Origin of the sequence: Symmachiella dynata (assembly GCF_007747995.1) — a bacterium.
Classification (GTDB): Bacteria; Planctomycetota; Planctomycetia; order Planctomycetales; family Planctomycetaceae; genus Symmachiella; species Symmachiella dynata.
In genome coordinates this window covers 215,991-235,209 of record NZ_CP036276.1, presented here as the reverse complement: position 1 = coordinate 235,209, position 19,219 = coordinate 215,991, and the positions used below count along the sequence as shown (strand labels likewise).

At 54.8% G+C, this 19,219-nt stretch carries 14 protein-coding genes; all 14 read right to left on the bottom strand.

The window, feature by feature from the left end:
* Positions 1 to 26: 26 nt before the first annotated feature.
* The 14 genes from Mal52_RS00840 to Mal52_RS00770 all read right to left on the bottom strand — a co-directional run bounded on the left by Mal52_RS00840 (position 27) and on the right by Mal52_RS00770 (position 19,184).
* Positions 27 to 1,130, bottom strand: a complete 1,104-nt coding sequence (locus tag Mal52_RS00840; protein ID WP_145373726.1) for a bifunctional DNA primase/polymerase — start codon at positions 1,128 to 1,130, stop codon at positions 27 to 29.
* On the bottom strand, positions 1,127 to 2,791 hold the full coding sequence (locus Mal52_RS00835; protein WP_145373725.1) for a ParB N-terminal domain-containing protein: 1,665 nt from the start codon (positions 2,789 to 2,791) through the stop codon (positions 1,127 to 1,129). Before Mal52_RS00835 ends, Mal52_RS00840 begins: the two co-directional genes overlap by 4 nt.
* Positions 2,784 to 2,996: a hypothetical protein gene (locus Mal52_RS00830; protein ID WP_145373724.1), complete on the bottom strand. Its 213-nt coding sequence runs from the start codon at positions 2,994 to 2,996 to the stop codon at positions 2,784 to 2,786. Before Mal52_RS00830 ends, Mal52_RS00835 begins: the two co-directional genes overlap by 8 nt.
* Before the next feature lie 192 nt (positions 2,997 to 3,188).
* Complete coding sequence (locus Mal52_RS00825) at positions 3,189 to 4,226, bottom strand: hypothetical protein (protein WP_145373723.1); 1,038 nt, start codon at positions 4,224 to 4,226, stop codon at positions 3,189 to 3,191.
* Positions 4,227 to 5,243: 1,017 nt separating this feature from the next.
* Complete coding sequence (locus tag Mal52_RS00820) at positions 5,244 to 6,242, bottom strand: ComEC/Rec2 family competence protein (RefSeq protein WP_145373722.1); 999 nt, start codon at positions 6,240 to 6,242, stop codon at positions 5,244 to 5,246.
* 12 nt (positions 6,243 to 6,254) lie between these two features.
* Positions 6,255 to 6,911: a hypothetical protein gene (locus Mal52_RS00815; RefSeq protein ID WP_145373721.1), complete on the bottom strand. Its 657-nt coding sequence runs from the start codon at positions 6,909 to 6,911 to the stop codon at positions 6,255 to 6,257.
* Between the two features lie 8 nt (positions 6,912 to 6,919).
* On the bottom strand, positions 6,920 to 8,986 hold the full coding sequence (locus tag Mal52_RS00810) for a sensor histidine kinase (RefSeq protein WP_145373720.1): 2,067 nt from the start codon (positions 8,984 to 8,986) through the stop codon (positions 6,920 to 6,922).
* On the bottom strand, positions 8,983 to 10,293 hold the full coding sequence (locus tag Mal52_RS00805; protein WP_197534578.1) for an N-6 DNA methylase: 1,311 nt from the start codon (positions 10,291 to 10,293) through the stop codon (positions 8,983 to 8,985). The genes Mal52_RS00810 and Mal52_RS00805 overlap by 4 nt, the downstream gene beginning before the upstream one ends.
* Before the next feature lie 983 nt (positions 10,294 to 11,276).
* Positions 11,277 to 11,834, bottom strand: a complete 558-nt coding sequence (locus Mal52_RS00795) for a hypothetical protein (RefSeq protein ID WP_145373718.1) — start codon at positions 11,832 to 11,834, stop codon at positions 11,277 to 11,279.
* A 28-nt stretch (positions 11,835 to 11,862) separates the two neighbouring features.
* Positions 11,863 to 12,249, bottom strand: coding sequence for a hypothetical protein (locus tag Mal52_RS00790; RefSeq protein ID WP_145373717.1), 387 nt, complete (start codon positions 12,247 to 12,249; stop codon positions 11,863 to 11,865).
* Between the two features lie 381 nt (positions 12,250 to 12,630).
* Positions 12,631 to 13,317 carry a hypothetical protein gene (locus Mal52_RS00785; protein WP_145373716.1) on the bottom strand — a complete coding sequence of 229 codons (687 nt, stop codon included), beginning with the start codon at positions 13,315 to 13,317 and terminating at the stop codon, positions 12,631 to 12,633.
* A gap of 509 nt (positions 13,318 to 13,826) precedes the next feature.
* Positions 13,827 to 14,315: a hypothetical protein gene (locus Mal52_RS00780; RefSeq protein ID WP_197533612.1), complete on the bottom strand. Its 489-nt coding sequence runs from the start codon at positions 14,313 to 14,315 to the stop codon at positions 13,827 to 13,829.
* A gap of 48 nt (positions 14,316 to 14,363) precedes the next feature.
* On the bottom strand, positions 14,364 to 17,801 hold the full coding sequence (locus tag Mal52_RS00775; RefSeq protein WP_145373715.1) for an efflux RND transporter permease subunit: 3,438 nt from the start codon (positions 17,799 to 17,801) through the stop codon (positions 14,364 to 14,366).
* 9 nt (positions 17,802 to 17,810) lie between these two features.
* Entirely contained in the window at positions 17,811 to 19,184 is a 1,374-nt protein-coding gene (locus tag Mal52_RS00770) for an efflux RND transporter periplasmic adaptor subunit (protein WP_197534577.1), read from the bottom strand.
* Positions 19,185 to 19,219: the final 35 nt, after the last annotated feature.

Genomic DNA, 19,219 nt, shown 5'->3' with positions numbered 1-19,219 from the left:
CCGATCGTGCTTATTCGCGTACATGATCAGTCCTTCAAATATCGGTATATGTTTGCTCGCCCACGGCCGCCGCTACGCACCAGTTCCAGAACACCTGCGGAAACCAACCCTCGAAGCCATCGCCATGCGACGGTGTGTTCCACGTCCAACAGTTGCCCAGCCGTTCGTGAATCCAGGAAGAACGGTTGCTCGCCCTGCCTAATCTGCAACTGCCAGCACAATCCCGCGAGCCTACCAATCTTCGCATTGTCACAATCCGCTAGCTCGGGCGGGAAATCTGCGCTCAACGCGGCCTGCCACGCCTCGTCAACGGGAGATGTACCTGCGGGATAGCGGACTCGATCCCACGCCGAGCAGAATTCCAACCATGAAGTCGAAAAGTCCTTCGTGCCGATTGTGGGCAACGCCTGATGATGCCATTCCAAAAGAACCGGACGGAGAGCCTTGGCCTTGAGGTCGGCTAGCTCCGCAATCGCTTTGAGCTCACGCGCCAGTCGAAACAGGCACTTGTGTCGATGTCCAACTTGTGACGGTATGCACTTTTTGATTGCTTGCAAAACGCCGTCCATCTGCAACATAGAAACACAGACATTGCTTACGTTTCTACGTTTCTCCGTTTCTATGTTGCACGACGGGTCTTGGAGCCATCCAACCGCCCCCAAATCCACCTCGGGAATCTCAACACCGCGAAATGACCTGGTCCAGCTGTAGGTCACACCGCTGGGGTGCAAACTTGGTGGGGCGAGTACGTAAGTCCCGCCCGCCCGGAACTCGCCATCAGAGTATTGCTTCGTCGTATCGGCCCGACCCCGCGCGTAAACATGGAATCCTCGGGCCGTCTTGACCGTGGGCAGGGTCTCCGCCTCCATGCGGTGGGATTCACGCCATTGGTGATATGCCTCCCTCTCGTCGAAGTCGCGGACCGCAAGCCCTCCGCTCACATCGCCGGTAATGATCCCGATATTCCGCTCGCCGCTACCGAACCACTCCTGCAGTTCATGTCGATCGGCTTGCCTTTCACGGTAGTCCGTCCACCGGAAACCCTTGAGAGGAACCTTCGATCCCCGAGGCAGAGGAAACACGCTCAGGCCCATGTCGGCATACAGCAAAGCAAGGTCCAGAGTGCTCATGTCAGCTCCCCTCCCCAGTCGGTGTCCGACAGCAGTTCCCGGACGCTTCGACGGTGTTTGTCTAGTTCGCGCTGTTCCTGCCGCTGCTTTTCAACTTCACTCCGGAACGCATCCATGTCGATGGTCCGCTGGATGGTGCCATCCACGATTTCGCGGAGCGTATCGGTGGGAATCGCTTCTAGCTCCCAGCAGCGGTCTCCATACGCATCCACGAACCGCTGATACCGGGACGAATCCTCTTTGGCCATCTGCCCTTCGTGCAGGTCGAGTTCCTGCGTCTGCTGGTGCGTCAGAGCGGCCTTAATGATCACAAGTTCGTCTGGGCCGATGTCGAAATCGTCGCGCAGGCTCAAACCAAAGGCGTTGGGAATGTCCTGGCCCTCGGGGTCAAAATCGGACACCGCGATAACGATCAGTTTCTCTTTCCCGCTCGCGCGGAACCGGTCCACCATCGCCTTGCGCGGGGGCAAAGACGAGTAGCCCCGCCCACTGGTCATCGGCAAGGTGTACTTGGCTGCGATCTTTCGGAGCGCAGAAGCCACGGTGTTTTTCTCGACCAGCAGTTCCACATGGTTCGGCTGCGATTGCAGCAGGTCCCGCCAATAGCCGGAGAATAGGTTTTCCAGCTCTCGCGTGATGAACGGACCGACGCTGCGGTGCGTGTCCCACTCCACGACGGGCCGCGTTTCGTCGACAATCGCATCGAAGGGGATGGACCCGTCCAGACGCAATCGAGTGAGCAGGTCCGTCACGTCCTGGTAGCATTCGTCATTGTTGGCGAAAGGCGTCTTTCGAACGTCGTTGCGCAGAAGTCCAGGCAAGTTGAGCAGCAGGTAGAAGACCTTGCGGTCGCTCGTCGTGCCGTACTTGGAGTAGTAGTCGTTGACCACCTTAACGATCGCATCGGCCAAGCCGCGTTTCTGGACGATTTGGGAACGCTTCTTCCTACCAATGAGGCGGAACACTTCCGCACCGTCTACGTTGCTGACCGAAGTGCGGTAATCGCACATCCGCTGCCACGTGTCTGGCTCCATCGTCACCAAACTTTCGCGCATCACTTCTGCGGTAGTCTTCACACGCTGCTCGTTGCAGCTACGCAGCCTCCGAATAAACGCATCGCGGTCTGCGAGTCGCGAGATGTTAGGGTCGATGCGGATCGTGAGGCGATCCAGCCCTAAATGCCGGGCAGCCGCAAATCTTCGGTGGCCGTCGAAGATATAGCCGTCCGCCGAAACGCCGATGCTGTTGATGATGCCGTTTACGCGAATATCCTCGACCAACGACAGGAACGCCGGGTCGTCTTCGCGGATCGGATCGTACAGTTTGTCGTTCTCGGGCGCGGGTTCGATGGCAAAAGTATCCACCTCACGCAAGCATGGTTGAATGAATTGGGTACTTTCCTCGATTCGGGGCAGGATTTCGCCAGCTTCCTCCATTTTCTGGCGATGGCTTGCAATAGTCCGATGCGTGCAACCGGCTTTTTCCGCCATCTGGCGGTCAGAGTGCGTCCGCCAGTACACCCGAATAACGGATTGGATGCGCGCCGCCTTATCCGCTCGCTTCGTGTAGCTACTGTTACCTCGTTTCGTGGTCGTCTTCTTGGTCGCTTCCTTCGCAACCCCGTGATTGGCGTCGTTGGGGTCGAGCAGATTGCTAGTCATTGCGCTCGCCCTCCTTGGCCTCAAGCAGGTTTAGCTCGTACTTCAGTCGCGCGAATGCAGCCTCGTCATACACGGGCGTGGAGTCGGCGAATCCACACGGCGGTACGTCGGCCAAGTCTTCCAAAGTGGACCGGACAAGATGAATACTCACCTTGAGACGGACCGCCATTTCACGGGGCGTCAAGAATTTGGCAATCAAAGCCATTTCTCATTTCTCCACGGGTTTGTTTGCGTTGGCCGAATCGCTCGGCCTTCAACAGCACACCCGCGTTCCACTCCCCGTGCCGGAAGAAAGGGGACAAGAAACGAAAAAAGCCCGGGATTCCCGGGCTCAAAATAACTTCAGAATTTTCTCGGGCATTCCACACAGTGTGGAATGCCCGGGTGGAACGAAACGTCAGATACGATCGTACTGACCAACCTTGTCTCTGTCGTCAATCGCCTGTTCCTCGGCGAGACGCCGTACCGCCGCGTCAGTCAAATCAGTGGCGACGTTAGGCCGCCGGCCCTTACCGCTGCGGGTTCGACATTTACCGTGCCGCTCTTGCCATTTTGTGTTGTAGAGCTTCCAAGCGTCGGTTCTCATGGCCGCTTGCGGCGAACAGCCAAGTGCGTGGGCCAACTCTTCCAACGTGACCTTCTTGTCTCGGTCGCCGTGTTCCGCCAAATACTCTGTGACGTCGTAATTTCGCTGATCCGGGGTTCGGCCGTCCTTCGCCGGTCTGGAACCAGACTTCGCCTGTTCCTTTTCTTCCTCCGGCAAGTCGCCAAATGCTATGAACTTCGAGCCTGCCGGAAACCACGTTCCCCATGCTCGCAGCAATTCCCGTTCGAGATTTAGGCGCAGTCGCTCCAGGTCGGACTCGCGCCACCGAAGCGTGATTGGGAGTATGCTCTCGTTGCCGACGATGTCGTCATACGTGAACACAACAGCATGAGCAGTATTGGGGTCGTCTCCCGTGTGGCGTTTCAACACATCCTCAAGACGCCTGAACGCTGGCTGGATCTCAGCAAGAAAAAGGCGCGCAACGCCAAGCGCGACATGGTGCCAACTCGGCGCGGTCCCGACACGGCTCCATTCACACTCATTATCACCCCACCATTCTAAATCGCCGCTGTCCCATGGGCCGCCAACGAGCGGGCCACCCAAAGGCGTCGTGATTGATATGGGCCCGCTGTTGACTGCCACGAAGTGGTGGCCGAATTCGTGAAGGTCGCGAGCCAACTCATAACAGTTGTCTCCAGCGCGATCTGCTATGGACTGCCAACCCGCTAAAGCGTTCCTGATCAATTCAATGTCAGGGACAGCGCGAGATTCATCGAACTCCAGGTTCTCTTGAAGCGGATAGATACTGCCGTGAACGGCGGCCGTAGCGGCAAAGAACGGCGACACCAAATCAGCCGGCGCCTTATCAAGGGTCTCATCACTCAACATCAGAATCACCTTCTTTCAATCGACCCCACCGCCATCGCTGAAGGTGAGAAGCGCCGACGGCCGGAGCCGTGAATCGAGAACGCCAGGCCGTCGCCCGGCAGCGTCATTGTATCAACTGCCGCGCTGATCAAAGAGCGCAACCGTCATCGTCAGCCCGTAGCATGTTGGGCTCATGTCAAAGTCGGCTTCGTCTCGGAGCTAAACACCTAATTCCGCACCTGTTGCCGCCCTCAGCCAAGGTGTACGACCGTGGCGTCGGAAGACCGTTATTCCACGATCCGAAGTCGAATCCGCGGATCCGGTCGTCGGAATGGGAAAATTTCTCATTTTCAAGCGGCGGGGGTCACGGCCGAAAACGGCACTCGTTCGTGCAGGCGGTGACTGTCAACCTAGCGTCTATGCGCAACGGCGAACTCCTATCGGAAGGAAGACGAGCATCGATACTGGAGAAGAACAACAATGGGTGATCAAGGATCTTCGCAAGACTTGTGCGACGTATTACGACGAGCACGTGCCGAAGTGATCCGTCGAGATTCTTGGCCATTCGGCAGGAGGAGTCACCTAACGTCACTACGCCCATCGTGCTCCGCTGGCATACAAGGCGGCCATGACAATTCTGCAACCCTCTGCGTTTTCGGCATTTGCCAGAGGCTTCTACGGCCAATGCCATTGCTGTAGGCGGCAATTCTCGGACGCGGTCAGTTAGTCATTGGTGACAAACAGCACTGGCGTTGAGATCTCGAAGTTGACACAACAAGTTGCAAAACCACTAAGTGTTCACTGGAGAAGGATCTCGACCAATCCAAAGGTTCAATGGTCAAGGCGTCTAGCGAGCGTTTTGAGGCGCATCCCAAAATTGTTCACTACTTGAAACGGTTTTGAAACTGCTTGTAATCAGATTCGGTCGGCAGATGTGACCAAAGCAGATTTGCAGTCGCCATCGGAATACAGCCGATCTCCCTCAAGATCTATGGCAAGCAGACTCGGTAAAAACTAACAGTTTTTTGTTCTTTGACGCTATAGCCGACAGAGCGCGGTTACAGCATGTTTGTCGATGAAATCTCCGTGGTCTGCATCAGCGGGCCTAAGCTCTCCATCATCATCGAGATCAATCACCATCGTCCCGGCGCAGCACTTGCGATCTCCCCGGCCTTCCGAATACACAGGTAGGAGGTGACTTGGTTCGAGTGCAGGTACGGTTGCTGAGCAGTGTTCCGACAACTGAGTGCATGCGATTTTTACTCTACCCGCTTTCCTGCGAATTGCGTCAACTACCTCAGGACGTGGCGTGCCATGCAAACCCCGCCCGATTGAGAATATCACGACCTTAGGGCTGAAGAGTTCACAGATTTCAATCGCAAACTGGGCAGATCCACTGGAACCGCTTGAAGCACCATGGTGAGGATAGACGAGAACAGGTGATATGCGCTTCTGTCCATTTAGTCGCCGTTTCAAGTCTTGAAGTCCCAGTTCGTCTAAGTCACCTGGTATAGCAGCAATCGGCTTTTCCGACTTGGAAAGCAGAATGACGGCACTTACCGAGTTCGACGTAATCTTCCGTTCATCCTTGGTTTTATTGCCAGGCCCCAAAGCGGCCAACGCCTTCCCAGGCGCTATAACCTCAAGCCCCACGTTTCCGACCGCAAGGTCCTCACCCGAATCAACCGTCAATTGTACTTCCCAATTGAGTTTGCCCTTGGACTCTTGAGTTTCTAATTCGTAGACGAGGTTCTTCCAGAGCTTTGTGCCCTTGGCAGAATCCGTGTTCAGACGAACACATCCAATGGAGAACTCAGTCGACGCCAACAAGTGGATCAGTCCTGATATGTGGTCCTGATCGGCGTGTGAAAGTAAGACCATATCAAGAGTGGTTATTCCGCGTTCACTCAAGAATTCGAGAAGCGAGGTCCCAAGACCTGTATCGATGACACTCGTGACTCCATTATCGCTGATCACACAGCAGTTGCCGTGACCGACATCCAATATCGCCACATAGTTACCGGGAAAAAAACCCATGAAAGGCCCCTCCTACTCAGTTTCCCACTCGTCAAAGTAGAGGTCCTGCGCAAACTTAGCGCCGGTGTTAACCATCGCATGGAGGATCATTCCTGGATGGACAGTGCTTCCTTCTTTCGCAGGCAATTCGCTCGTATATACCTTAACCTTCTCGCTGGGGCTGCGCCCCATGACGATGACCCACACGTAGTCAGCACCTGAAGGCACATCGACAATCTCAACCTGAGTTCTCCAAGGGCGACGTTCGGGAATGAATCGTCCTTCAAGTTCGCCGATTGAACGCCGCAATCCTTCTCGAATTGGATCGAGGTCAAACTGCGCTTGACACAAGATCGCAGCAACATGGCGACGCTCGTAGCGAAGGAGTTCATGACTCACATCAGTGTACGAAGTACACAGAATCGCCGGAATCCTTCTCCGTTTGCATTCAACTGCAAGTGTCCCACCGTTGAAAGAAGCATATCCACTTCTCTTTAGAACCAAGTCTGTCAAAACTGCATCGCAACCCTTGATTGATGAATCCCAAGCGGTCGGAGCGTCGCCTTCCAATCCAAAGATTTCAACAGGTTCAACGCTCAGATCCTCCAGGGCTTCAGCATAACTCGCTCTCACATTCTCGTCGTCATCAACGACGGCAATCTTGCAAAGCGTTTCGCCATCAATAATCATTGGCATCTTCAGGCCCCCACGATCGGAAGTTCCACAAAAATCTCAGCTCCACCCAGTGGACTTAACTCCAACACGCCAACGTTTCCGCCTAGGTCGAGTACGGTGTCTTTGACAATTGTAAGTCCGAGTCCTGTACCGTTCTTTCGAGTCGACTTCCCCGGCAACCAAATGTCAGAGGCACGAATATCTTTGATCCCATCGCCGCTGTCGATTACCACTAGCCGCAAGACATCCTCATTCACGGTTGTGCTGACTCGAATCTTGCGGTCAGTGGGAGCCTTTTCTTCAAGTGCTACGAGGCTATTGTTGACGAGGTTCGTTATGATGGATTCAATCGCAGCCTCACTACCGTGGAGCCAGGGCGAACCCTCGGTCAGGTCCAAGTCGACGATGACCTGTCGCACTGCAAGAAAAGGGTGAAACATTTGAAGGACTCCGTTGATAACCTGGTGGACATCAACCTTTGCTAATCTTCGCTTCTCATGACTAAGGAGGCTTAGCGTCACAGTGTCGAGCACGCCCAAGGATTCTACGGATGACTTCACGCGTTCAACCGCTGAATCCAGCTTCTTTTTGTAATCTTTGCCGAATAGTTCTTTCGCTCGTCTTTCGATCGTCCCGATTGATGCTCTAATAACCTTGAGGGGGTTTCCTGTTGACTCGTGGGCGAAGGTTGCAGCAGTAATTCCCGCGGTGCTCAACGTTCGATACAACTGGACTTCTTTCTTCAGTCCTTCCACCTCTTTGTCCCGAGACTTGTCATGGCGGTCCGCGGCTTCACGAAGTTGTTCTCGGAGTTTGGGTGGAGCTGCCTCGATCGTCTCATCAAGTCGTTTCTTAGTCTTGCTTGTACGTTTTGGCGCACTGGTTCTTGCTTTTGCTCGCCTCTTTTCCGCGAGTTCCATACGGCGATCCGCCATCCAGTCTAGAGCAGCCTGGGCAAATCGCCGTATTTCGTGAAATGCATGGCTTTCAATGAAACCAGACCGGTCCGTCTTCTGGACCAAGATCTCCTCAGAGTCCTCAAGTCGAACTCTGCCGATCGAGTTGTTGGTTGAAGGGCGTTCTTCAGGACTTCGTGCTCTCGCCACGTTCAACGAGAGCCAGTCATGACCTGCGTCACCATAGGGAGCGACCCTCAAACCGTTCTGGTATATGTGAACGCCACCAAATTCAGCAAGCCACGCTTTTACTTCCTGGATCGTTACTGGAAGCGGGGCAAATGTCACACCGTTGAGCAAGAACGTCCATAACTCGAATTCGACAGGAGGGCACTCGAGCGTCTGTTCGTCATTTTTCGGAAACAAGTCGGTGTGCTTCGACGAGAAAAGGATTTCTCCGCGTGCATCATGGAGCTGCGCGGTCGCCAATCCCTTCTTGTTCAACCTAGCTACGAGATGATAGGACGCATGATCGAAATAACGTCGCTTAACCAATGCTTCTAGGTCTGAAAACTCGGGCGCTACGAGTTTTGGCTGAAAGCCTTCGGTGTTTTCCCCAAAAGGGTCCGCCAATAGCAGCATAGCCCGCGCAAGGCGTTTGACTTCCAGCCTTCCAATTCTGTCACGCTGTTTGTCGAGGCGGATAGTTGTACCGCTAGACGTGCCTTTTTTGCGAGCGCGAACATCAATTGCTAAGTCCACATCATCAATCAGCGAAGCGGTATCAAAGAGCTTCCAATCAATCAATAGTTCGTAGGCAGCGTCACGGCGAGATCGTGGGCGCGTTTCCAAGTGAGCAAACCGTCCAAGTCGCAGCGCGGCAAGTCGGCCAAGCCCCTTACTACCAGCAGGAATGCGGCCAAGCCGTGTTCGGTGGTTTTTCTCCTTCTGCGAATGACCGAGTACAAGCCATCCGTGCTTGATCTGCTCAACCGTCATGCCATCACCATTGTCCGATATTTCGACTTGGCCTCCTGCGTCGTCCACGTCGGTTAAGGTGACAGTGCACTTACGAGCATCTGCGTCATACGCATTCTTCACGAGTTCAATGATTCCAACGGCGGGGTGAGGATTTAATTCCTCTCCCAATCGTCGGAGAATGTCTGGCGCAAATCGAATCCGTGCAATGGTCATTTCGTTTCCAGGTTCCAAGGGATTGACTTAACCGCTGAGACGGTTAGATGACGGCAACAGATCCTCCGATTCAGCCAATCGTTCGTGGCTTGTGACTTCAGAACCTGTAGTAGTCTTTTGCAATCTGCGATCATGCGTGAGTTGGGAGTCAGCACCAACAAATGGTTTTCGATCGCAACAGCTCGCTTCCCCGTGACCAGTGTTCCGATTGCCCGGTAGGAGTCGTCGGAACGCGACGTACGACGAAGCACGACAAGTGGTGGCTTGAATAACCTTCCACGAAACCCACGAAAATCATCGATGGTGGTCACTTGCTTCCAAGCTGGGCAGTTGTGTGGTGTGAGATATGGAGCTTGCTCTCCTTCATCTGGATGGCGATGTGGTACAACTGAGCCGACATTAACAGTGAATAGTTCTCCCAAAATCTGCGACGCATCCTGAGGTTTTTCGACCAGAAAGGAGCTGCATTCACCAACATTCCGATTGGAGCGAGCACGAACGATCCCTTCAACTACGAATACGTCAACGTCAGCATGGCGCGAAAACTGTCCAATCGGTGTAACTCGGATATCTCGGAGTCGTGAGGCGATCAGTTTTCGCCACTTGTCGTAGCGAGTCCCGCTTCGAAGGACGTCTGGAAGAATAGCCCAGATCCGTGCGCCTGATGTCGCGTGCTTGGAGATTGACTCCATGAAAAGAGCTGCTGAATTGACAAGGCCACGCGTCCACGTGCAGTCTTTAGTCGCCTGAGTTGGAGAGAAGGGAGGATTGGTGACAACATGTGTGGCTTTCGCGAGTTCTTCGGAAGCTTCGAGACCATTGCCCAGCCGAACACCTGGAAAATATTTCAGAACATCATCACGGTTGATTCTTTCTCGTGTTGCTCCTAATGCGATTGCCTGCAGCGCAAGTCTGTACTTCGTGGAATCGACAAACTCCTTGTGAATATCGACTCCGTACAGATTGGTTCCCCAAGCGTCAAGCGTCTCCCTTAGCCCTTCTTTAATTGGAAGTAGAGTAGTGATCGCGAGGAGCAGATCACCACTGCCACATGCAGGGTCGCAGATGACGGAATGTGGCGAAATCTGCTGCGCCCATCTTTTCCTCAAAGACTTGCCAAGTTCCGAACCAGAAAAGAAAGCACCATGCTCTCTGCGTGTCTCAAGGTCAACCAAATCTCGGAGTACGCGAGAAGGCTCGCCGTCCAATGCAGGTGCAATGGACTTCTGATGATACGACCGTCTTCGATCAGACGATTGTTCAACGAGGTTTGCGAGCTTCAGCACATACGGGGCAAACTTTTTCAATCTTCTACTCCGGACGGAATCATTTGCCGTGCCTCTTGCATCGGATCGGCTTGGCAACTTTCTTCAATTACGCTTCCAAATCAGTCCTCTTGATAAGTCGGTAACCATTTGCAAAGTTTCGTTGCGTTGGAATTCCCCCTCATCCCTGCCCAAGTCCGAAGGGTAATGGGGGATACAGAGAGGATTTCGTCAGCCTTTGCAGTCTTGACGTATTCACTGAGCTTTTTCACTGAGAAACGCTCATCTAATACGAGGTGCAGGGAGGTGACATACATCTCCAAACTTTATCAAACACTTGAGTTTACTGATAGTTAGACCGTCATCAAGGAGCTTGCACCAGCACCACTAAATGCGCCGGGCGATGTAATCGACACCAAATGTGGACGAGAGGATGGCCTTTGAACTGTTTACAGCTAATTTCCGCACCTCGGAATGCCGGATGTGGGAGACGGCTTTATGACGGTAAGCTCTTGAAAAGTCAATGTTGGATTTAGTCTTCGCTACGTCTCCTCGAAACGATTTAGGAGTGTCCCGAACTTGTTTGAAACATCTGTGATCTCCACGAGTTCTAGAGTCGGTTGAGTGCCGACCTGCCTGTTCTTCCCGAGCATCCCCACTGCGTACCCCTCGGAAGCCGGCCCGTCGTCGGTGCCGTGGTGGTCGGGCTGATTCGAAACGGCAAGCAGGTCCCACGGGGCTTTCTTGCACTTCAGATCTATACAGCGGAGGACCGGATCGGCCTGACAGCCCGGCGACATTGAATTCCTGACTAAGTACGACGCTACGTCTAATTAAAACGAGTCGTCGAGTTGACGATATCTGCTCCAGATATTGTCAATGACATCGCGACTAATGAGGGCGTGTCCTTTGCGCCCAACTACGCGTCCCCACAGTGCTCCGGACCGACACACATGAGCTAATTCGCGGGTGGCGGGAAAATGCTCCAGGGCGATGTGACCGACGCACCCAACTGCCAACCCCTCTCACAACGGGACGTACAGCGGGCAAACGACCACGATCTCTCTGAGGGCAAGGAGGTGTTCCTTGAGCCGAGTCGTCATTGCTCCTACCGTGTTCCCGGTGTTGTAGATATCGTCGATAATCCATATGCTCGTCACGGCTGTAGCCCCTTCGGGCAGCTTGGCCGCGTCGAACACCGTGCTCGCCAGCACCTGCTCGTAGGTGCGGCCTTTGTCTCCGGCCCGGAACCCCTCCGGTTTCGTGAAGGCTCCGTCGAGCACGGGAATGTCAGCGTTCGCTTCGACCAGGGCGTCAAGGTAGGGCTCAAACTGCCGCGATGCGGATGCTGGCACCACCACAAGCCCAAGGGCGACGTCGACATCCGCGAGAAACTGTTCAGCGAACTGCTTCACCAGCTTCGGCAGATCCCTCGCGTAGGCCTCAGCGACAGAGTTGGGCTTTATCCCCATCTTTTTCAGCTGAAGCCACCAGAGGGACGTCCGCTTTGCCTGCGGCGGTTTCGTGAAGTATGCAAGGGTTACTTCATGGCCGCCGGGCGTGTTTATCGTTACCTTTTTCATGGTTCGTATCCAGAGGTTTACCAACGGCTCAAAGTGGATCTCCGGCCTCGACTCGCCGGATAGCGTATTCAAGCGGCCAGATCGCGTAAGGCTTGCCTTTCACCTCCGGCTTGTCGAGTGTCACCGTGTCAGCGGTGCCTCGCACCATTCGGAGGCCATCGGCCATCATCGTGGCATCTTTGACCGCTAAGATCACGAAGTCGTCCAGCCCGCTCGAGGCTTTCTTAAACCGCGCCGCCAGATCGCTATCGGTAAACAGGGGGAACATCGAGCCGCCGGACGAGTCGTCGAACACTAGCAACTTGATCGGCGACGTGACACCTGTCGGCCTGCCAGCCTCATCGCTAACGATCGAGTCCTTGTGAACAAGTGCCCAGCAAGGGTAGGTCAGCTCAAAAGTTCCGAGTTCATGCATGGTTTGCTCCTAGTCCTCCGGCCGGTTGACCATCGCTAGCGTTTACGCTTCTCGCCTGATCCCTAGTCAGCTGGCGGCAGTGTTAAAGTATGCTGTCACGGCGCGTTTTGGGCAAGCTATTGGCAGTACGCTTCATCGATCCGACACACCGCTGCACCTCCCGACCGTCAGGAACGTATCGGCTGAATATCTGGGCCAGGCATTCCGTCCGCGTTCCCGCAGCGCGTCCCCTAGCGACCGTGCAGTCCTCATCGTGGCTCCTTGCCTATCTTGACGCTGATTTTACTGATAGGTTAGGAATGGACATACGTAGGGAACCTAGTCGAGGGGGCACCGGTCTGGTTACGTTTCCGGCGGGATCGGGTTTGGCCCGCAGCGTGGCTAGGATGCCGCGTCGCCCGCAGCCTCACGCATCTCATCCAACAGCGTTTCAACCTCTTCAATAGCCAAACGCTCACGCCTCAACACACTGCCTTCATCATCACCCGAAGCGGTGGCCTTAGCTGCCACGTCCACGTACTTGGCATACGAGCGGATGCTGGTCTCCAACCAACCGAGTGCAGCCCACGAGGGGGCAGGAGACAAAGCCCGGGCCAGATGAACCAGGGTCGCACCCGATGATCGCTCCTCCACGATCCGCAGCCTATTCGCCTGCACCCATGCCACTTCAGCAGCAAGCGAAGCGTTGGCAGGCAGCTCCGGCCACGCGTCTGGAATGGACGACAGTCCTTGGATCTGGCCAGCATCAGAATGGGAAATCTTCCCATTTTGGCCGCCATCTACTACCGGAGTAAAATGAGAAATCTTCCCATTTTGGATCGGTGGGTACATACGGTGGAGTTCGCCGTAAACCCATTGCTGTCTTTGCGTTTTGTCCTTGAACCGATTTCTGGCCAGTTTCATCATCTCGTCCCGTTCGGGCTCGATGTCCTTCCAACGTCCCTCACGTTGAAGCCTCCGCGTCACGGTCAGCGGATCAACCTCGCGCGTGTGATTCGCCCCCGCCGTGGAATCACTAGGTGACACTGCAGTCCGCTCAACTTGATCTGCCAAACCTGATCCGTCCATGACTTACCCCTTGCGTCTGACCTTTAGTGCGTTACGAACCGCGCTGAACCATACTGGCCGGTTCTTCGGCGTGGAATGGCAAAGTGCCAACGCAACTGCCAACAGAATGGCGACCGTACGGAGAATACCGCAACGAAACCTCTCATCCGAAACGGTATTCTCCGTGAATCAACGGCCAACCGGCGCCGAACAACAGACCTTGAACGACTCTTAATCAGTAGGTTCAAGGTTCAAGTCCTTGTGGGGGCAATTCCTTAAGTCCCTTTGACTGCTATGCGTTATGGCAGTCAAAGGGTTTTCTTTTTGTACCGAATTGTTCCTGGTTTTGATCTGTAATGAACAGCGGTGAGATGCCTTTCTTTTGTGTGGGAGTCAGGCGAGGGGCCGCCGCTCAGAGGGCTTTGATTTGAAGCCTCTGAGACGGCGACATGGGCTTTTGCGGTCATGTTGATTGTCGACGCTTCACAGATCTTTCGCTTCTGCCCCTCACATCTGACCTCGGTCGGGTGTTAATGACTGTGGGCCTCCTCCTTGAAGTCACCGGCGTATGGCGTACCGTCGGCTTCGCCGCTGATTGTCCCGGCGAATTCTTGCACAGTGCCGAGCTTGTCATCTTTGCCGATGAAGCGGGAACTTGTGCCTTCTGCTTCACCTTCCAGCGGCACGGGCATTAGTTCGACCTGAAAGACGGGGTCGGTGATGTTGAGTAGTAATTTCTCCGAATCGATGGGTGCGGGGTTTTTCGCATTGTTGTCGAGAATATAGACGGTTGCGATTTTCGTATCGTGGTCCACTGTAAACTCAACATGGAATTTGCCACCGCCCCAGTCAGCGACTGCTCCACCATTGGGGCCCTCGCCGTGGCTATGGCCGTGCTCTGCGTCGGTGGAATCCGCCGGAGGCGGGGTCTTTTTCGTATCTTCCGGCTTGGGCGTCTCGCCGCAACCGACCAGCGTACACAGTGCAAAAGCGGCTGTTAATAAATGAATGCGCAACACTTCAATTCTCCTTAAACGGAAATAGTAACTTCTTTACTGCGATAACCATTATTGCAGTAGTTCTTCCTCGCTTAACTCACCTTCGGTGCGGCGGATGGCATCTCGACCGCTGAACTTCCAGAACAAACCGGGATGAATTAGGAACTCACAAAAAGTGGAGGTGATCAATCCGCCGACGATAACGGTGGCGACCGGATAAAGGATTTCTAGGCCCGGTTTTTGTCCCCCCACGACAATGGGCAGAAGCCCCATGACAGCGGTGATGGCGGTCATCAGTACGGGGGCCAAGCGTTCCAGGCTTCCCCGCAAGATCATGGGCTTTGAAAACTCTTCGTCTTCTTGCTCGATGAGATGAAAATAGTGGGTCACCAGCAGGATGCCGTTTCGGACAGCGATGCCGCCCAGGGAAATGAAGCCGACAAGACTGGCGACCGTCAGTGTTTGTCCGGTCAAAGCTAATGCCGCCACGCCTCCGATGAAGGCTGTGGGAATTGCATTGAGTATTTGCAGGACGACCCGTACGGATGGCATCAACATTAGCAAGACCACAAACACGCCGATCAACGACACGGCTGCGAGCAGGCTGATCATGAGTGTTGCGGAACGTTGGCTCTCGAATTGTCCGGCATATTCGACGTAGTAACCTTCAGGCAGGCGTATGCGGCTGTTGATCCGATTTTCGATGTCGGCCACCACGCTTCCTAGGTCACGACCCTGCGTGTTGCAGCGAACGACCATTCGTCGCCTGACGTTTTCACGCATGAGTTGGTTGGGGCCGGTCTTACCATCGGGGAATTCGGCCACATCTTCGAGCTTAATTTGTCCGCGCCCCTCGGGCAGATCGATTCGCAGGTCACGGAGACTGAAATAATCGGTGCGTTCTTCGTCTCGCAGTCGGACGACAAGATCAAATCGTCGAGAACCTTCTAAAACCTGCGAGACGGTATCTCCCCGCAGTGCCGTTTGGACGTAGTGGGCGACATAGGCCCGGCTGACGCCATAGTACGCCAACTCCTCGGGGCGCAGAACGATATGCAGTTCGTCGACGAACACTTGCGACTCGATGACGGGTGTCGTCATACCGGGGATGTCTTCTATTTCGCCTTTGACTTGTTGAGCCAAGCGCTGCAACGTGCTGAGGTCGTCGCCGTAGATTTTGATAGCGACGTGGGCATAGACGCCCGAGAGCATGTGACTGATCAAATGGGCCAGTGGTTGGTCGATTTCGATATCGACTCCCGGTAACTCCTGCTTGAGTTCAGCGAGAAGTCCTTGAATTGTCTCGTCCCGGCTTTGTTCGCTAGCGGGATTCATGCTCAAAATGTACTCGCTCATATTGACCGGTTGGGCGTGTTCATCCAATTCGGCTCGACCGGATCGTCGCACGAAGTGCAGGATTTCGCCCTCAGGGTTTGCTGAAGTCTTGAGCAATGGTTCCAATTTGGCATCGACGATATCGGCGGCGTCATTGGTCGCTTGCAGCGAGGCCCCTGCGGGAAGTGTCAGGTTGACCTGCACGCTGCCTTCGTCAAATTGCGGCAGGAAATCGGCCCCCAGTTGGGAGAGCACCAGCGCACTCACACCCACCAGTCCCCACGTAAGCACAAGCAGGATTCCGGCAAAACGCATACTGAAACGGACCAGAAAACTTGCCATCCACTTCAGCACGCGCAACAACAATCCGTCCCGGTGCCGATGCGTCGCCTTGGAGCCTGCCAGCAGGTAAAACGACAAGACCGGTGTCACCGTCAGCGAAACGACCAGCGAAGCCAAAATCGAAACGATGTAAGCAATTCCCAGCGGGACAAACAGCCGTCCTTCTACGCCCGACATGGCAAACAGCGGCAGGAACACGAGAATGACGACAGCCGTCCCGAAGACGATGGCACTGCGGATCTCCCGACTGGCTTCATACACAACCAACAACGCCGGTCGTGGTTCGGGGCGGGCATTGTTTTCGTTCAGACGGCGATAGATGTTCTCCACATCAACGATGGCATCGTCGACGAGTTCCCCCATCGCCACAGCCAAACCGCCGAGCGTCATGACGTTGATCGATAGTTCCCGACCGATGACTTCGCCAATCAGACGGAAAACGAGCGTGGTGATCATCAGCGATAGCGGAATCGCGGTCAGTGTGATAAATGTCGTGCGGAAATTCATCAGGAAGACCGCCAGCACGACGACAACCAACACCGCACCGATCACCAAGGCTTCGCCCACATAATAAATGCCGCGGTCGATGAAGTTTTTGAGTTGGAACAAGTCTCGATTGATCAGGATGTCTGCCGGCAATGACTCTTCGACATCGATCAGGGCGGCATGGATGCGTTCGGTCAGTCCTCGGGTATCCACGTGCGGTTGTTTGACGAGCGTGATGACGATTCCCGCATGGCCGTCGATACTGGCATCGCCCCGTTTTTGCGGCGAACCTTCTTGAACGTCCGCCACTTCTTCAATGAGGACCGGACGACTAGTGCCGGCATCGACCGGAATTTTCCGCAGGTCTTCAATCACTTGTGCGCTACCTGGACCCAAGCGACCGATGACCCGGATTGGGCGCTCCAGTTGTCCTTCTTTGGTGAATCCGCCGCTGGTATTGAGGTTATTGTTCCGAACAGCGTCTTCGACCTGCTGCACCGAGACGCCGTATTCCAGAAGTTTTTCCGGATTCATTTCCACGTGGTATTGTTTCTCGTCCGCTCCGAGCACAATGACTTCGGCGATGCCTGATAGCCGCAGCAAGCGTGGCCGGACCACCCAGTCAGCAATGGTGCGCAGTTCCATCGACTGCTGTTTCGGCGACAGGAACGTGGCAACGTACTGTTCCCCCGCTATTGTGAGATGGATTGTTTGCCCGTCCGCATTCGCATGCTCCGTCTCGAGTTCATTCCAGTCGTCAATCGGAATTTCTTCCCACGATTCAGGCTCGTGCCGTTGATGCGGTTTCCAGGCGTAATACTTGACGCCCGAATCGGTCGTCACCTGCTCAAGGAGCATGCCGGACTGGCCGATCGTTGCCAATTGTCCCCCGTGCGGTCCGTTCTGGCGATGAATGCCGACGTGCATGATCTGCCCCATGATCGAAGTCGGTGGGGCCAGTAACGGCTGGACGCCTTCGGGCATCAGTCCGAGAACCGTTGCTAGACGTTCTTGCACGACCTGCCGGGCAGCACGGATTTCGGTGTCCCATTCGAATTCGATATAAATCACAACCAGTCCCATGCTCGATTGACTGCGCACGGCGACCACTCCATTGGCACCGAGGACTGCTTGTTCGATGGGCTGCGTGACGAGTGTTTCGATCTCTTCGGGTGAATAGCCTGGGCACTCGGTAAGAATCACCACACGAGGCCGGTCGAGATCGGGGAAGACATCGATGGGCATCGTCGTCGACAGGTATCCCCCATAAACCAAGGCAGCGATACTCAACATCAAGATGAGTGGTCGATGTCGGAGCGAAAATCGAATGACGGAATCTAACATGGCGGCTCCTTAATGGTTCGCATGGACGGAACCGTCGGCGTGAACATGCACGCCGGAAGGAGCCGAGCCGCTTTGGGATTTGAGGACACGGTTCAACTGCACCGCCCCGGTCTGAGCAATATAAATCCCTGAAGGGACACTGCCATCGTTGGAGATAACAACGGCACCCTGTGTTTGGTGCAACACATGAACCGGTTTGCGGTCGAAGATGTTTCCATTGTGGCGAAACACATAGAACTCCGGCCCTTCTTTCACGACCGCAGCTGCGGGAAGAACAAAAACGTTTTCAAGCTGTTCGACCTGAACGTGTATTTGCACACGTTGGCCGGGACGAAAACGCCACAGGAAAAGCCGCTGGCCGTCTCGCTGGTACGACCGGGACTGGTTTTCCAATGACAGGAAAAATGAAATCGTCCGCTTGTCGTCGTTGAGTTCGTTGGAGATGTGATGAATCGTGAGGGGAGGAATCGAAGCCTGCCAGTCGTATTCGGAGGACTCCAACAATTCGGCTCGAATCGGCCACCCCTCTTCCGCCGCCCGCTGCAAAAGCGGCAATTCTCGTCGAAAGGCTCGACCTTCGATGAACAAAGATTGATGCTGTGAGAGCGTGCAGAGACGTTGCCCGGCTTGAACGTGCTGGCCGAGTTCGACGTTGAGTTCTTGCAGTTCGAAGATGCCTGAATTGATGTTCTGGCTGTTTTCATGAACGGCCAATCCCGCGGGAACAGCGACGCTAATCTCTGAGATGAAGGTGCCGTTCGCGACCGAGTCGATCTGCTCCGATGTCAAACCACGAATTTGTAGGTCTTGGCGATAGGCCTGCATGGTGACCGCCAATCGTCGCAATTCGTTTTTCAACTCAATGTTTTTAGAACGCGGAACCGCTCCCGATTCGAATAGCGGGGTGAGTCGCTTAATCTCCTCTTGAGTGATTTCACTCTCCTTCATGGCCTTGAAGAGTTCGGTCTGCGAAGTCTGGAATGATTCCCCCACCAGACGGAGCGTGAACAACGTTGCTCCCGATTCGAGCGTCTCTCCCGCATAATGATGAATCGCCGTCACCACGGCAGAGACAGGAGCAACGACGCCTCGGTCACTGATGCCAGGCCGGTCGACGACGGTGCCGGGAATTTGAACGGTCTTCCAGTAGGTTGTGGGCTGAAGCGGCTTGGAACGGAGCTGTAGATTTTTCTGAGCCTGTGGCGACAGATTGACTTGCTCGTTCGGTAATGCCACTCCCGCCGTAGGAGAATCGGCCGACGGATCACCGGACGCTTGCTGTTTGACCAGCCAAGGGACCCAGCGGTCACGAGTGAAATAGCCACCAGCCACCACACCGCCGAGGACCAGAACGACGGCAAATATCTTAAGTAGACGCAACACAACAAGTGCCTCCAACCACCATGTATCCGCTCGCC

Coding starts and splice junctions, on each gene's coding strand:
- Mal52_RS00840 (WP_145373726.1), bottom strand. CDS start 1,130: ATGAGCACTCTGGACCTTGCTTTGCTGTATGCCGACATGGGCCTGAGC.
- Mal52_RS00835 (WP_145373725.1), bottom strand. CDS start 2,791: ATGACTAGCAATCTGCTCGACCCCAACGACGCCAATCACGGGGTTGCG.
- Mal52_RS00830 (WP_145373724.1), bottom strand. CDS start 2,996: ATGGCTTTGATTGCCAAATTCTTGACGCCCCGTGAAATGGCGGTCCGT.
- Mal52_RS00825 (WP_145373723.1), bottom strand. CDS start 4,226: ATGTTGAGTGATGAGACCCTTGATAAGGCGCCGGCTGATTTGGTGTCG.
- Mal52_RS00820 (WP_145373722.1), bottom strand. CDS start 6,242: ATGGGTTTTTTTCCCGGTAACTATGTGGCGATATTGGATGTCGGTCAC.
- Mal52_RS00815 (WP_145373721.1), bottom strand. CDS start 6,911: ATGATTATTGATGGCGAAACGCTTTGCAAGATTGCCGTCGTTGATGAC.
- Mal52_RS00810 (WP_145373720.1), bottom strand. CDS start 8,986: ATGACCATTGCACGGATTCGATTTGCGCCAGACATTCTCCGACGATTG.
- Mal52_RS00795 (WP_145373718.1), bottom strand. CDS start 11,834: ATGAAAAAGGTAACGATAAACACGCCCGGCGGCCATGAAGTAACCCTT.
- Mal52_RS00790 (WP_145373717.1), bottom strand. CDS start 12,249: ATGCATGAACTCGGAACTTTTGAGCTGACCTACCCTTGCTGGGCACTT.
- Mal52_RS00785 (WP_145373716.1), bottom strand. CDS start 13,317: ATGGACGGATCAGGTTTGGCAGATCAAGTTGAGCGGACTGCAGTGTCA.
- Mal52_RS00775 (WP_145373715.1), bottom strand. CDS start 17,801: ATGTTAGATTCCGTCATTCGATTTTCGCTCCGACATCGACCACTCATC.